16 protein-coding genes are annotated in these 14,259 nt (G+C 60.2%); 7 read left to right on the top strand and 9 right to left on the bottom strand.

Annotated elements, in window-relative coordinates:
* The first annotated feature begins 45 nt into the window (after positions 1-45).
* Positions 46-816 (top strand): MetQ/NlpA family ABC transporter substrate-binding protein, encoded by a 771-nt coding sequence (locus ACKUG4_RS18675; protein ID WP_445434593.1) that lies wholly within the window; start codon positions 46-48, stop codon positions 814-816.
* Between the two features lie 36 nt (positions 817-852).
* On the opposite strand, the gene soxR is transcribed toward ACKUG4_RS18675, so the two are convergent.
* A complete protein-coding gene (gene soxR, locus ACKUG4_RS18670; protein WP_445434592.1) occupies positions 853-1,311 on the bottom strand; it encodes a redox-sensitive transcriptional activator SoxR in 459 nt (152 codons plus the stop codon).
* Positions 1,312-1,401: 90 nt separating this feature from the next.
* Here soxR and ACKUG4_RS18665 point away from each other — a divergent pair, with 90 nt between their 5' ends.
* Positions 1,402-1,767: an antibiotic biosynthesis monooxygenase gene (locus ACKUG4_RS18665; RefSeq protein ID WP_064598201.1), complete on the top strand. Its 366-nt coding sequence runs from the start codon at positions 1,402-1,404 to the stop codon at positions 1,765-1,767.
* Here the strand turns inward: ACKUG4_RS18665 and ACKUG4_RS18660 are convergent.
* From ACKUG4_RS18660 to msuE, 4 genes are read right to left on the bottom strand one after another with little or no spacing between them, the layout of a single operon-like run.
* Positions 1,764-2,867 (bottom strand): sigma-54 interaction domain-containing protein, encoded by a 1,104-nt coding sequence (locus ACKUG4_RS18660; RefSeq protein WP_064378552.1) that lies wholly within the window; start codon positions 2,865-2,867, stop codon positions 1,764-1,766. The genes ACKUG4_RS18665 and ACKUG4_RS18660 overlap by 4 nt on opposite strands.
* Positions 2,868-2,891: 24 nt before the next feature.
* The gene (locus ACKUG4_RS18655; RefSeq protein WP_007955826.1) at positions 2,892-4,079 is read right to left on the bottom strand and encodes an acyl-CoA dehydrogenase family protein; all 1,188 of its coding nucleotides are present in this window, start codon (positions 4,077-4,079) and stop codon (positions 2,892-2,894) included.
* A 10-nt stretch (positions 4,080-4,089) separates the two neighbouring features.
* A complete protein-coding gene (ssuD, locus tag ACKUG4_RS18650; protein ID WP_085612252.1) occupies positions 4,090-5,235 on the bottom strand; it encodes an FMNH2-dependent alkanesulfonate monooxygenase in 1,146 nt (381 codons plus the stop codon).
* Positions 5,236-5,245: 10 nt separating this feature from the next.
* A complete protein-coding gene (msuE, locus tag ACKUG4_RS18645; protein WP_007955830.1) occupies positions 5,246-5,809 on the bottom strand; it encodes an FMN reductase in 564 nt (187 codons plus the stop codon).
* Positions 5,810-6,198: 389 nt separating this feature from the next.
* Between msuE and ACKUG4_RS18640 the strand changes: the two genes are divergently transcribed.
* From ACKUG4_RS18640 to ACKUG4_RS18625, 4 genes are all read left to right on the top strand, one after another.
* Positions 6,199-6,468 carry a hypothetical protein gene (locus ACKUG4_RS18640; protein ID WP_064598197.1) on the top strand — a complete coding sequence of 90 codons (270 nt, stop codon included), beginning with the start codon at positions 6,199-6,201 and terminating at the stop codon, positions 6,466-6,468.
* A gap of 101 nt (positions 6,469-6,569) precedes the next feature.
* On the top strand, positions 6,570-7,184 hold the full coding sequence (locus tag ACKUG4_RS18635) for a LysE family translocator (RefSeq protein ID WP_445434591.1): 615 nt from the start codon (positions 6,570-6,572) through the stop codon (positions 7,182-7,184).
* A 206-nt stretch (positions 7,185-7,390) separates the two neighbouring features.
* Positions 7,391-8,557, top strand: coding sequence for an aminotransferase class V-fold PLP-dependent enzyme (locus ACKUG4_RS18630; protein ID WP_445434590.1), 1,167 nt, complete (start codon positions 7,391-7,393; stop codon positions 8,555-8,557).
* 55 nt (positions 8,558-8,612) lie between these two features.
* On the top strand, positions 8,613-10,421 hold the full coding sequence (locus ACKUG4_RS18625; protein WP_445434589.1) for an aminopeptidase P family protein: 1,809 nt from the start codon (positions 8,613-8,615) through the stop codon (positions 10,419-10,421).
* 89 nt (positions 10,422-10,510) lie between these two features.
* Here the strand turns inward: ACKUG4_RS18625 and ACKUG4_RS18620 are convergent, their stop codons facing one another.
* A complete protein-coding gene (locus ACKUG4_RS18620; protein WP_445434588.1) occupies positions 10,511-11,101 on the bottom strand; it encodes a 2-hydroxychromene-2-carboxylate isomerase in 591 nt (196 codons plus the stop codon).
* Between the two features lie 33 nt (positions 11,102-11,134).
* The gene (locus ACKUG4_RS18615) at positions 11,135-11,863 is read right to left on the bottom strand and encodes an SDR family oxidoreductase (protein WP_064598189.1); all 729 of its coding nucleotides are present in this window, start codon (positions 11,861-11,863) and stop codon (positions 11,135-11,137) included.
* Between the two features lie 90 nt (positions 11,864-11,953).
* On the opposite strand from ACKUG4_RS18615, the gene ACKUG4_RS18610 reads away from it, so the two are divergent.
* Positions 11,954-12,523 (top strand): TetR/AcrR family transcriptional regulator, encoded by a 570-nt coding sequence (locus tag ACKUG4_RS18610; RefSeq protein WP_064598187.1) that lies wholly within the window; start codon positions 11,954-11,956, stop codon positions 12,521-12,523.
* Between the two features lie 10 nt (positions 12,524-12,533).
* Here the strand turns inward: ACKUG4_RS18610 and ACKUG4_RS18605 are convergent, their stop codons facing one another.
* On the bottom strand, positions 12,534-12,815 hold the full coding sequence (locus tag ACKUG4_RS18605) for a hypothetical protein (protein WP_064598185.1): 282 nt from the start codon (positions 12,813-12,815) through the stop codon (positions 12,534-12,536).
* Positions 12,816-12,983: 168 nt separating this feature from the next.
* The gene (gene rhtA, locus ACKUG4_RS18600; RefSeq protein WP_064598184.1) at positions 12,984-13,871 is read right to left on the bottom strand and encodes a threonine/homoserine exporter RhtA; all 888 of its coding nucleotides are present in this window, start codon (positions 13,869-13,871) and stop codon (positions 12,984-12,986) included.
* Positions 13,872-14,259: the final 388 nt, after the last annotated feature.

Genomic DNA, 14,259 nt, shown 5'->3' with positions numbered 1-14,259 from the left:
ACGTTCACCCCACGACGGCCACTCAAATCTGCCTTGGAGCACAGCATGAAAAAGACCCTGGCCGTTCTGGCTGCCGTTCTGTCGTTCAGCGCCCATGCCAACGAAAAACTGATCGTCGGTGCCACCCCGGTGCCGCACGCGGAAATCCTCGAGTTCGTCAAACCGACCCTGGCCAAGGAAGGCGTGGATCTGGACATCAAGGTGTTCACCGACTTCATCCAGCCCAACCAGCAACTGGCGCTGAAAAACCTCGACGCCAACTACTACCAGTACCGGCCGTTTCTCGATGATTTCAACAAGACTCGCCACACCGATCTGGTGCCGGTGGTCGGCGTGCACATCGAACCGTTCGGGGCTTACTCGACCAAGATCAAGAACATTTCGGAGCTGAAGGACGGCGCCAGTGTGTCGATCCCCAATGACCCGGTGAACACCGGTCGCGCGCTGGTGCTGTTGCACGAGGCCGGGCTGATCAAACTCAAGGATCCGAGTAACACCCTGGCCACCCAGCGCGATATCGTCGAAAACCCCAAACACCTGAAAATCCGTGAACTGGAGGGCGCATTGCTCGCTCGTTCAGTGAGTCAGGTGGATCTGGCATTCGTGTTCGCCAACTACGCGCTGGAAGCCGGGATCGACACCAACAGCGCGCTGATCGTCGAGAAGGGCAAGAGCCTGTACATCGAGTTTCTGGTCGCGCGTCCCGACAACATCAATGACCCGGGCCTGCAGAAACTGGCCAAGGCGTTGAATTCCGATGAAGTGCGTCAGTTCATTCTGACTCGCTACAAAGGGCAGATTGCGCCGGGCTTCTGATGGATCGAATTGGGGGTTCCCATGGCATGGGAACCCTCACTTGGGTACGTCGAGAAAGTGCGCCCCCGGCCCTTGCTCGCCCAGCACATCGCCCTGATTGCGCAGCGGGCAGGCTTCCATCGACAGGCATCCGCAACCGATGCAACCGGTCAGCCGGTCACGCAGCAACATCAACTGATTGATCCGCTCGTCCAGCTCCCGCCGCCACTGCTCCGACAGCACTTTCCAGTCCGCCGCTGTTGGCGCGCGGTTGTCCGGTAGCTGCTTCAACGCCTCGCCGATTTCCGCCAGTGGAATGCCCAGGCGTTGCGCCACTTTGATCAACGCCACCCGCCGCAGTACTTCCCGTGGATAGCGCCGCTGGTTGCCGGCATTGCGCTGGCTCTTGATCAAGCCTTTGGATTCATAAAAGTGCAGGGCGGTGACCGCCACGCCGGCGCGGGCCGCGACTTCGCCGACGGTCAATTGCTTGTGCAGATTTTCCGCAGTGATCATTTGCAAATTGCCCCTTGACCTCTAGTTAACTCCAGGTTTTACCCTGCAGGCCTTCGAATCGCAAGATTCGCCTGACCGAGTGGGGATCTCATGCAAGCACCAGCGAAAAACCGCAGCTTTACCCAATTGATCGAATTTGAAATCGAACCCGGCCAGCAACCGGCGCTGGTCTCGGCGCTGGCCGTGCAGACCGAACGTCTGGCCCAGCGTTACGCCGGCTTCGTCAGCGCCAGCGTCCAGGCCAGCGACGATGGCCGGCGAGTGTTGAGCTTTCTGCAATGGCAGTCCCGCGAGGCGGGGGAGGCGGCGTTCCAGAGTTTCGAAACCGGCGAGCAGGACTTCTGGCAACTGATCCGCACCCATCAGGCGCGCACCGTGACCTTCGGTTCATTCCAGGTGCTGAGCAGCATAGCCCGCAGCTATGACGATGGCTTGCACTGTCAACTGGTCGGCTAGATCGACAGCTGGATCAAGCGCTCGCCTTGCAGGTTTTCCGTGGGCCGCCGCTTGTTCACCGCCAGTTCGCCGATTTTGATCAGTCGCGTGCGGGTGACATTACGGCTCAGGCCTAACAGGGACGCGGTGTGCACCTGGTTGTAATGGCAGAAGCGATAGGCCGCGCGCAGCAATGCGTCCTCGACCTTCTCATGCAGGGCGCCGGCCTGTTGCTCGAACAGTTTCTGGAAGGCGCGTTCCAGCAGCGCTTCCGGTGAGTCGTCGGCGGTCGCGTGCTGATCGTCGGGACGATCGATGCGCAGGTTGGATAGACGTAGATCGTCGCGCTCGATCACGCCGTTACGGCAGATCAGCAGCGTGTGATGGATGACGTTTTCCAGTTCGCGGATATTGCCCGGCCAACTGTAGCCGCGCAGTTTGTGTTCGGCGCCGGGACTGATGGTGACGCGCCCGTAACCCAGACGCTGACTGTAGGCCTCGATGAAATGCCGGGTCAGCGGCAGGATATCGCCGGGCCGCTCGCGCAACGGGCTCAGCTCCAGATTGACCACGTTCAGCCGGTAATACAGATCCTCGCGGAAATGTCCGGCGTTGATGGCTTTCTCCAGTTGCACGTTGGTCGCTGCCAACACTCGCACATCGATGGGAATGCTCTTGCGCGAACCCAGGCGCACCACTTCACGCTCCTGCAACACCCGCAGCAATTTGACCTGGATCGCCATCGGCAGATCGCCGATTTCATCGAGGAACAGGGTGCCGCCATCCGCCTCTTCAAACCACCCGGCCTTGGCGCTGAGGGCACCGGTGAAGGCGCCTTTTTCGTGGCCGAACAGTTCGGCTTCCACCAGCGATTCGGAAAACGCCCCGCAGTTGACTGCAATGAACGGCCGGTTGCGCCGGTTGCTCAGGTTGTGGATGTGCCGCGCTACCAACTCCTTGCCGGTGCCGGTTTCGCCGATGATCAGCACGCTGGCTTCGCTCGGTGCGACCTGTTGCAGATGCGCGAGCAGGGCCTGGGATTTCGGGTCTTCGAAGACCTGAGCGGTGGCGCGGATTGAGGTGGCCAGGGCGGGTGAGGGCGGCAGGGTCAGCAGTTGCATGGGGTCTCGCTCCACGAAAGAAAATCAGGAATAGAACGTCGGCACCGGCAGGGACTGGTTCAGCGCCCAGTCGCCCAGCTCGTGGAGCTTGTAATCCAGCGGGTCGTGCAGGGTTTGCGTGCGCAGGTTGCGCCAGTGTCGGTCGAGGCGCAGCGATGCGTGGGTCGAGCGGGCGCCGGTGACTTCGAACAATCGGCTGCAAATCTCCAGGCCTTGTCGGCTGGCGGCGACCTTGGCCGTGGCAATTGCCGTGGCCAGATGACCGCGTTCTTCGGCACTGAGGTTCGGGCCTTTGGCCCAGGCCTCGTCGAGCAGCGCAGCGGCGCGTTCTACCAGCAGACGAATGCCTTCGAGGGCGACCCAGAACTCGCCGTAATGGGCCAGCACGTAAGGATCTTCGCGCACCTCGCGCACCGAGGATTTGTGCCAGACACGGGTTTCGCTGAGGGTGTATTGCCGCGCCTCTTCAAAGGCCCCTTCGGCAATGCCGAGAAACATGTGGGTGAACGTCAGTTGCGCGATCAACGGGCGCAGACAGGCGAACGGTGTACTCAGCGGGCCCGGATCCAGCAGCAGTTCCGACTCTTCGACCCGCACCCGTTCGAACGTAGCGCTGCCGCTGTCGGTCTGGCGCTGGCCGATGTTGTTCCAGTCGTTGTGCAGGGTGATGCCGCTGCGCCCGCTGGGGATCGCCGCGATCAACAGTTTGCCGCCGTTGCTTTCGTCCACCGCCGAGGCGATCAGCATCTGCGAATCGCTGGCGCCGGAGCAGAAGCTCTTCTTGCCGGAAAACTCGCGCCAGCCGCCCAGATCCTTGACCACGGTGCGGGTGTCCAGCGGGTTGAGCGCGTTGCCCCAGAACCAGTTCTGCCGCGCGGTCTGTTCGAACCACGGTTGCCATTGTTCGGGGCGGGAAAACAGGCGCACGGTGGCGAGCATCAAATGATGAAAACCGAAGACGTGGGCGATCGAGCTGTCGACCTTGGCGAACTCGCGCACGACTTCCAGGGTTTCGCTCCAGCGCGCGCCGAGGCCGCCGTAACGAGTGGGAATGCTCAGGGCCAGCAGACCGCTGTCGCGCAGGGCGTCACGTTCGGCTTTCGGTGTGCCGCCACGCTCGTCGCGCTCGACGGCGGTCAGGGCAAATTCGGCGGCCAGTTGGCGGGCGGTCTGCAACGGGGAGAGCAGGGTGCTTTGCGGTTTGGCAGTCACTCGGTCTTCCTCAGGCGTTGGCTTTGGCGGGCAGTACATCGTTGGCGATCATTTCGCCGAACGGCCCGGTGAGGTTGGTGACACCGCGTCCAGCCAGGCTTGCATATGGCTCGGGCAACAACGGGAAGACCAGCTCGGCAAAGCGGTAGGCCTCTTCGAGATGCGGGTAGCCGGAGAAGATGAAACTCTCGATGCCGAGGTCTGCGTACTCCTTGATTCGCGCTGCCACTTGCTGCGGATCGCCGACCAATGCGGTACCGGCACCGCCGCGCACCAGTCCGACGCCGGCCCACAGGTTGGGGGCGATTTCCAGGTTGTCGCGGCGTCCGTCGTGCAGAGCGGCCATGCGCCGCTGGCCTTCGGAGTCGAAGCGGGAAAAGGATTTCTGCGCGGCTTCAATGGTTTCGTCGCTGATGTGCTCGATCAGTTTGTCGGCGGCTTTCCAGGCCTCTTCGGCGGTCTCGCGCACGATCACGTGCAGGCGAATGCCGAACTTCACCTTGCGCCCGTGGCGGGCGGCGCGTTCACGCACGTCGGCGAGTTTCTCGGCGACGGCGGCCGGTGGTTCGCCCCAGGTCAGGTACACGTCGACCTGCTCGGCGGCCAGATCGTGGGCCGCGTCGGAGGACCCGCCGAAGTACAGCGGCGGATAGGGTTTCTGCACCGGCGGATACAGCGCCTTGGCGTTCTGTACCTTCAGGTGTTTGCCTTCGAAATCTACCGCTTCGCCTTGCAGCACCCGGCGCCAGATCTTGAGGAATTCATCGGTGACTTCGTAGCGTTCGCTGTGGCTGAGGAAGCTGCCGTCGCCACGGTTTTCGTCCGGGTCGCCACCGGTCACAACGTTGATCAGCAAGCGGCCGTTGGACAGTCGATCCAGGGTCGCGGCCATGCGCGCCGAAACGGTCGGCGAGATGATCCCCGGACGGATCGCCACCAGATAACGCAGGCGTTCGGTGAGCGGCACCAGCGCCGAGGCGATCACCCACGAATCCTCGCAGGAACGACCGGTGGGAATCAGTACGCCGTAGTAGCCGAGGCTGTCGGCGGCTTGCGCCACCTGCTTCAGGTAATTGAGGGTGACCGGGCGCGCGCCTTGGGTGGTGCCCAGATAGTGACCGTCGCCATGGGTCGGCAGGAACCAGAAAACATCCATGAACAGCTCCTCAAGCGATCTTCAGCAACGGTTTGATGTGAGTGCCAAACAGCGGCGCGGCGCGTTCGGCGGCCAGACGGATGCGCGCCTTGAGCGGTTCGCTGGTGATCTGGTAGTCGGCGAAGTCAGCTTCGGTGGCATACACGCCAATCGGCAGGGTCACAGCCTGGAAGAAGCTGAACAGCGGGCGCAACTGGTGATCGAGGACCAGCGCATGGCGTTCGCTGCCACCAGTGGCGGCGAGCAGCACTGGTGTGTCGATCAGCGCATTCAGGTCGATCAGGTCGAACAAATGCTTGAGCAGTCCCGGATAGGAGCCGCGATACACCGGCGCGGCGACGATCAGCAAATCAGCCTGTTCGATGGCTTGCAGTTCGGCTTCGATCTCGGCCGGCAGTTCCTGACGGGACAGTGCGGCGCCGAGTGGGCGGGCGATGTCGCCGAGTTCGATCAGGTGACTCTCGACCGGCAGGTGCCCGGATAATTCGGCCAGCAGGGCCTGGGTCAGCACCAGGGTGCGGGACGGACGCCAGGTTCCGCCGGACAGGGCGACGACTTTCAGTGGACGCGACATGGTCAGTTCCTTTTTCAACAGTTGCTCGGCGAGCAGTGAGTAGTCACTGGAGCAGAGCAAGCGCTGTACCAATTCCTGTAAGGCCCGTATTCCGGGGCTTTGAGCGTTGTCGGCGGCTGTGTTTGTGTGACTTTCAGGCGGGTTTGTTGAACCGCTGTTGCCTGGGAAACAGTTGCTGGAGCAACAGTGCCGAACGCGATGAAGGATTTATAAAGGCTGACTGTTATTCCGTAAAAGACTGTTAATTGATATTGATAGGCCTTATAGGAATATACAGGGCGAATCCTGCCCGAATTCTGATAGCCACTATTGAGAGCGTTGATTTCTGCCAAAGCGTGCCCGGGCGTAGCCTTTCTCCATCGACCCACACTGCTCGCCAGGACGCTCCCATGAATCGTTTACTGACTGTTTCCCTGATGCTCGCTGTCTCCGTTCTCGCTGGTTGCGCGAGCCACGTTTCTCCGGAACTGCGCCCTTACACGGCGGAAGAAACCCGCGAACTGGCGCTGGAAAACTTGAACCGCAGCGGCTTGTCGTTCGAGGAATACCACGCGAAGAAAGCCCAACTGCTTGGCCAGCCACAGAAGACTTTCGGGTTTGATAACAAGGGTGAGATGAGCGCCGAGCGGGCCGTACAGCTGCACGGTCGTCCTAGCTGATCGCTAACTGTACTGCTCGAAGTTTTATCCAACTGTCCGTGGGTTTGCGCGGCGCCGTGGGATAGGGTCAACACCTGAATGACCCTGACGGACTGCCTGCCATGACCCTCTCGCTCGACCTGTTGCTGGGCTTCGCCCTGTTTGCCCTTGTCACCTCGATCACACCGGGGCCGAACAACACCATGTTGCTGGCATCGGGCGTGAACTTCGGTTTCAACCGCACCATCCCTCATATGCTTGGCATTACCTGCGGCTTCTTCGTGCTGGTGGTGGCGGTGGGTTTTGGCCTGGGCGCGGTATTCCAGACCTATCCGCTGCTTTATACGATCCTGCGTTATGTCGGCGCGGCGTACTTGCTGTACCTGGCATGGAAAATCGCTCACTCCGGCCCGGTCGGCGACAGCGAGCAGGGCGAGGCGAAACCGATCAGCTATCTCGGCGCGGCAGCCTTCCAGTGGGTCAACCCCAAGGCGTGGATCATGGCCATTGGTGCCATCAGCACCTACACGCCGATGCAGGGCTATTTCACCAACGTGATCGTGATTGCGGCGGTGTTCGCCATCATCAACCTGCCGAGCGTCGGCGTCTGGGCGGCGTGCGGGACCTTGCTGCGCAACGTGCTCAAGGATCGCCGCTGGTTGCGGCTGTTCAACTGGGGCATGGCGGCGCTGCTGTTGATTTCGCTGTATCCGTTACTCCTTGAAAGCTTTAGCTGACGCAGCGCTACAACCGCCGGCCCGATGCCTGTTAAAGTCGCGTTCAGGAGCGTTCCTACGCACTTTTAAATGAAGTTGTTCTTCTTTAACGGCCTCCGATCAGGTATTGATGACGCTCTCGAACCCGGACGCAGCTCACAAGGCTGCGTCGTGCCGTTTGCAGACACGAGCCTCCTGATCCCGGAACACGCTCTGCGAGTCTTTTTATGAACACACGTCCGCTGTATTTCGATTACGCCGCCACCACCCCGGTGGACGAGCGGGTCATCCAGGTGATGATCGAGTGTCTGGGTTTCAACGGTAATTTCGGCAACCCGGCTTCCAGTTCCCACGCCTTCGGCCAGCAGGCCCGGCAAGCGGTCGAGAACGCTCGCCGGCAAGTCGCCGAACTGGTCGGCGCCCAGGCGCAGCAGATCGTCTGGACCTCCGGCGCCACCGAATCCAACAACCTTGCACTGAAAGGCGTGGCCCAGGCCCGTGGTATGTCCGGCGGGCACATCATCACCAGTCAGATCGAACACAAGGCCATCCTCGATACCGCCCGGCAATTGCAGGATGCCGGTGTCGCCGTGACCTATCTGGTGCCCGACGCCGAAGGCCTGATCACCGCGCAAGCGGTCAGCGAAGCGATGCGTGAAGACACCTTTCTGGTGTCGCTGATGCTGGTCAACAACGAACTCGGTACCGTCAACGACATCCCGGCCATCGGCGAAGTGGTGCGTGGGCGCGGGGCGTTGTTCCACGTCGATGCGGCCCAGGGCGCCGGCAAGGTCGTGATCGATCTGGCGCAATGGCCGGTCGATCTGATGTCGTTTTCGGCGCACAAACTCTACGGGCCCAAAGGCATCGGTGCGCTGTACGTCGGCCCGCGTGCGCAACAGCGTTTGCAGGCGCAGATTCACGGTGGTGGGCACGAGGGCGGCTTGCGTTCCGGTACGCTGGCGACTCACCAGATTGCTGCCATGGGCTCGGCGTTTGCCCTGGCCGCCGAGGCTTTCGATGACGAGAAAAAGACCATCGTCGCGCTGCGCGAGCGACTGCTCGAACAACTCTTGAACCTTCCGGGCGTGCGCCTCAACGGCAGCAGCACCCAACGTATTCCGCACACCTTGAGCCTGACCTTCAGCGAAGGCGAGTTCAACCCGGTGGCGCTGAGCCATTCGATCGCGTTTTCCGCGACTTCGGCCTGCAATTCCGCCAGCAACGCGCCGTCCCACGTTTTGCTGGCATTGGGGCATGACGCGCACCTGGCCGGCCGTACCATTCGCCTGAGCCTCGGCCGTTTCACCACCGCCGAGGACATCGACAAGGCTGTAGAACTGATCAAGACCGCCTGTGCCAGTGCTCCGGCATTCTGGGCGACAGGACTTTAACCAGCCGACCTGACGGCTACGAACAATAACGATGCAGTGATTGGCAGGAGACATGATGAGTACCCAGACTTTGACCGAAGGAACGGTTCCCCAGCGCCTCGCGCACACCCGTGAATTGATGCGTCGCGAAGGTATCCATGCGTTGCTGGTGCCGTCCGCCGACCCGCACCTGTCGGAATACTTGCCGGGTTACTGGCAGGGCCGGCAATGGCTGTCGGGTTTCCATGGCTCGGTCGGCACGTTGATTGTCACCAACGATTTCGCCGGGGTCTGGGCTGACAGCCGTTACTGGGAACAGGCCACAAAGGAACTCAAGGGCAGCGGTATCGAACTGGTGAAACTGCAACCGGGTCAGCCGAGCCCGCTGGACTGGCTGGCCGAGCAGACCCCGGAAGGTGGCGTGGTCGCGGTCGATGGTGCGGTGATGGCCGTCGCGTCGGCACGTACGCTGGGCAGCAAGCTCGAAGCCCGGGGCGCCAGTCTGCGTACCGACATCGACTTGTTGAAGGAAGTCTGGAGTGATCGCCCGGCGCTGCCGAACGCGCCGATCTACCAGCACCTGCCACCGCAGGCGACTGTCAGCCGTGGCGAGAAACTCGGCAAACTGCGCGAGACTTTGCAGGAACGCGGTGCCGACTGGCACTTCATTGCCACCCTCGACGATATCGCCTGGCTGTTCAACCTGCGCGGCGGCGATGTGTCGTTCAACCCGGTATTCGTTTCCTTCGCGCTGATCAGCCAGCAACAAGCCACGCTTTTTGTGGCACTGAGCAAGGTCGATGCTGAGCTGCGCGCAGTGCTGGAAAAAGACGGCGTAGCCCTGCGCGATTACAGCGAAGTCGCTGACGCCTTGCGGGCGATCCCGAGTGGCGCGAGCCTGCTGGTGGATCCGGCGCGGGTCACCAGCGGTCTGCTGGATAACCTCGACACTGGCGTGAAACTGGTCGAAGGCCTGAACCCGACCACACTGGCCAAGTCGCAGAAGAGCCTGGCGGACGCCGCACACATCCGTCAGGCGATGGAGCAGGACGGCGCGGCGCTGTGCGAGTTTTTCACCTGGCTGGATTCGGCCTGGGGTCGTGAGCGCATTACCGAACTGACCATCGACGAAAAACTCACCGCCGCCCGGGAGCGTCGCCCGGATTATGTGTCGCTGAGTTTCAACACCATCGCTGCGTTCAACGCCAATGGTGCGATGCCGCACTACCACGCCACTCCGGAAGAACACGCAGTGATCGAGGGTGACGGCTTGCTGCTGATTGATTCCGGTGGCCAATACCTGGGCGGTACCACCGACATTACGCGGATGGTGGCGGTCGGTACGCCGAGTGAAGAGCAGAAACGTGACTGCACTCGGGTGTTGAAGGGCGTGATCGCCTTGTCCCGCGCGCATTTTCCGAAAGGCATTCTGTCGCCGTTACTGGATGCGATTGCCCGTGCGCCGATCTGGGCCGAAAACGTGGACTACGGTCACGGCACCGGTCACGGCGTGGGCTACTTCCTCAACGTGCATGAAGGTCCGCAGGTGATCGCCTATCAGGCGGCGCCGGCGCCACAAACCGCTATGCAGCCTGGAATGATCACCTCCATCGAGCCGGGCACTTATCGTCCGGGCCGCTGGGGTGTGCGGATCGAGAACCTGGCGATGAACGTTGAAGCGGGAAGCAGTGAGTTCGGCGAATTCCTCAAGTTCGAAACCCTGACCCTGTGCCCGATCGACACTCGCTGCCTGGAGCCCTCGTTGCTGACGCAGGAAGAGAAGCAGTGGTTCAACGCCTATCACGCCGAAGTGCGCGAGCGCCTGAGCCCGTTGCTTGATGGCGCGGCGCTGGATTGGTTGAACACCCGTACTGCCGCTATTTAACAGGTTGAAGCTCGGGCGCTGCGGCCAGCGCCTGGGTCATGAAGTCGACAAACGCGTTGACCCAGGCGGACTGGTGTGGTTGTGGAGATTTAGCGCAGGGCTTCCACAACGAAGTCGAGCCGGTCCTGACCGAAGAACAACTGGTTGTCGATGAACATGCTCGGCGCACCGAAGACGCCACGCTTCACGGCGGTTTCGGTGTTGTCCTTGAGCGTAGCCTTGACCGCTTCATCGTTGGTCAACGCCAGTACTTCTTCAGGATTGAAGCCATGTTCGGTCAGCACGGCGGCAACTGTTGCCGGCTCATCGAGGGCGCGGCCTTCAACCCACAGCGCTTTGAACAGGCAATCGATGAATGCCAGGAAGCGATCCGGATAACGCAGTTGAATGCCGGTGACCGCGCGCATCAACATCAGGGTATTGATCGGGAAATGCGGGTTGAATTTCAGGGGCACGCCGTAGCGTTTGGCGTAGCGGTCCAGGTCCTGAAACATGTAACGACCCTTGGCCGGGATCATTGCCGGCGACGCGTTGCCGGTGGCTTTGAAGACGCCGCCCAGCAATATCGGAATGTAGATCAACTGGCTGCCGGTTTCAGCGCAGATTTTCGGCAGTTGAGTATACGCCAGGTAGGTGGCGGGGCTGCCGAGATCAAAATAGAACTCCACGGTTTTGCTCATGTTCGCTGCACTCTATTTTTGTTCTTGGTGGGATTACCAGCGTTCGTTCCACGGGCGCAGATCCAGCTCGAACGTCCAGGCGTCCCGTGGCTGGCTATGCAGATACCAGTAGTTCTCGGCAATGTGTTCGGGGTCGAGGATACCGTCCTGATCTTTGGTGGCATATTTGTCAGGGAAGTTGTCGCGGATGAAATCGGTATCGATGGCACCGTCGACAACAACGTGGGCGACATGAATGTTCATCGGGCCGAGCTCTCTGGCCATGCTTTGTGCCAGAGCCCGGATACCGTGCTTGGCTCCCGCGAATGCGGCAAAACCCGAGGCGCCCCGCAGACCAGCGGTGGCACCCGTAAACAGGATCGTGCCGCGACGGCGGGTCACCATCCGTTTGGCGACTTCCCGGGCATTGAGAAACCCGGAAAAACAGGCCATCTCCCAGATCTTGAAATACTTGCGAGCGGTTTCTTCAAGAATGCTGCAGGGCACGTTGGCGCCGATGTTGAAAACGAATGCTTCAATCGGTCCGAGGCGGGTTTCGATATCTTCAATCAGCGCAATTACGTCTTCTTCCTTGCGCGCATCGCAGGCAAAACCGTGGGCTTCACCGCCGTCCATCTGAATGGCTTCCACCAAGGGCTGTAATTTGTCGGCGCTGCGCCGCGTGACGCAAGCGATGAAACCTTCTTTGGCAAACCGCCTAGCAATGGCGCCGCCCGTGGCGTCACCTGCGCCGACAACCAACACGACCTTCTTGTTATTCATGGGTGGATCCCTTTAGTAAACGATCGTTAAGTGAACGAACGTTATGCTAGGATTTGCTCAGCGTCAAGGCACTCAATGTGAGGACAGAACATGCGGTATTCCGCCGGTCATAAGCTGGAAACCAAAGAAAAGCTCCTGCAAAGCAGCTCGTTGTCTGCGAAAAAAAATGGGTTTTCATCAATGGGCGTCGATGGTCTGATGAAGGCGATCGGCCTGAGTGGGGCGGCGTTTTACAGCCACTTCTCGTCCAAGGATGCTCTGTTCGCGGCTATCGTCGAGCGCGAGTTATGCCAGAGTCTGGAGCGGTTGGGCGGGCAGGGTGCGCAGGATCGCGAACGGCTGGAGCGGTGCCTGAAGCTGTATCTGAAAATGGCTCATGTCGAGCAGCCTGAACTGGGCTGTGCATTACCGGCTCTGGGCGCCGAGATTGCGCGGTCGGACGTCGTTGTGCGGGAACAGGCTGAGCTGTGGATTTGCAAGCTTCAGGAGAGTTGGGCGCAAATTCTGGAAAGTGACAGCCTGGCCTGGGCAATTCTGTCGCAATGCGTCGGGGCACTGGTGGTGGCGCGTATGCTGGCGTCGCCCAGGATTCAGCAGCGGGTGCTGGATTCCTGTCGTGAAGAGATCGGGATCCAGCTCGCCGCTTCGCGAACGCAGTAGGGGCGATGATTTATTTGCAGATGACGATCATGCTGCGGCTGGTATAGCCGGCGGGGTTGAGGCCAAAGGGATAATCACCTGGCTCCTCCACGGTGTCGCCAGATTTTGCAATGACCTTGTAGCCCTTCGGCGCGCAAGAGTTCGCGGCGCTGGCGTAGCACTTGTCCCAAGAGGAGGACAACCCCGAACAGTTGATGTGCAGCCCTTTCTTGCCGTGTTTTACGTGGGTCTTCGACGTCGCCGCGCAGCCCGCAACGGCGAGTATGGCGATCAGTATCAAAATTCGTTTCATTACCGTCCTTATGGCCGCCTCGAGTCTGACGCTCGGGTCTGCCTGTATGCGCTCTCGCTTGAAGCGTTCCGATATCCCTATCCGAAAAAATCCATGTCTGGCATTGGGTTGCGAGGCTAAACATGGCCTAAATGAACGCCAATTGCCAGACCTTCGTAAAATCCTCTTTCAATCTGCCGCGATGGCGGGTTTAGAGGTGCTACCCATCGTCATGGTTGCTCCTACGGAGGCCAGAATAATGCACAGGATCGCCATCCATTGTGACAAAGAGAGGTATTCCTGAAGGAAAAGCAGACCCGAGAGTGCGCCGAAGGCCGGTTCGATGCTCATAAGCGTGCCAAAGGTGCGGGCGGGCATGCGGGTGAGGGCGACCATTTCCAGTGTGTAGGGGAGAGCTGTGGAAAGGATCGCGACCCCGATAGCGATGGGGATCAATGCGGGTGTCAGCAGTGCGCTGCCGGCGTGGACGATGCCTATGGGGGCGACGAACAGGGCTGCGATCATCACACCAAGTGCCGCAGTGGTCACGCCGTTATCTGCGCCGGCCTTCTGGCCAAACAGGATATACAACGCCCAGCACGCGCCGGCTCCCAGCGCATAACCTGCACCGACCAGATCGATACCCGTTGCCGTGGCGCCGGTCGGTATCAACAGCAACAAGCCGATGGCAGCCAGGGCAATCCAGAGAAAGTCGATCGCGCGACGCGAGGCATAGATAGCGACTGCCAGCGGACCCGTGAACTCCAGCGCGACTGCGATGCCGAGCGGAACGGTGCGCAACGACATATAGAAAAGGAAGTTCATGCCGCCTAGTGCCATCCCGTAGATAATCACTGTGCGCAGTGATTTGGCTGTCAGCTTCGCTCTCCAGGGTTTGAGCAATAACAGCATGATCACGCTGGCGAAGATCAGGCGTAGGGTAGTAGTACCTTGGGCTCCAACGATAGGGAACATGCTTTTGGCCAGCGAAGCGCCGGACTGGATTGATGCCATGGCTATTAATAGCAGGCCAACCGGGAACAGAGTTGAGGCAAGGCTGCGAGGTTGATCGTTCATTGCGTGGCATCATCCGAAGAGTAGCTGTTGTATTGGGCAATATATTGCGCACTCGCCAAGCCCCCGTCTATAAAGAAGCGGTCTTTTTCCTTCTCTTGATAGAAAACTCAAATTAATGGTTGACGGCAGATTCTGAGTCTCTATAATTCGCCCCACTTCCGGCGCAGTCGAAACGGAAAACTCCTTGAGATTCAATGAGTTAAGTAGGTTTGAGAGTGGGTCGCTTCAGTTTATCGAGGCCTGGAAGGAGTTGGAAATGCCGGTTTGTTGGGTGCTTTCAACGGTTCGATCCTCTCGGTCGAAAGCGGAGGAAAAGAGGTGTTGACAGCAGCGTGTAACGCTGTAGAATTCGCCTCCCGCTAACGAGAGATCGGAAGCGCAAGTGGTT

Source organism: Candidatus Pseudomonas auctus, assembly GCF_048654275.1.
Lineage (GTDB): Bacteria > Pseudomonadota > Gammaproteobacteria > Pseudomonadales > Pseudomonadaceae > Aquipseudomonas > Aquipseudomonas pharyngis.
This window is presented reverse-complemented; position numbering and strand designations above follow the sequence as displayed.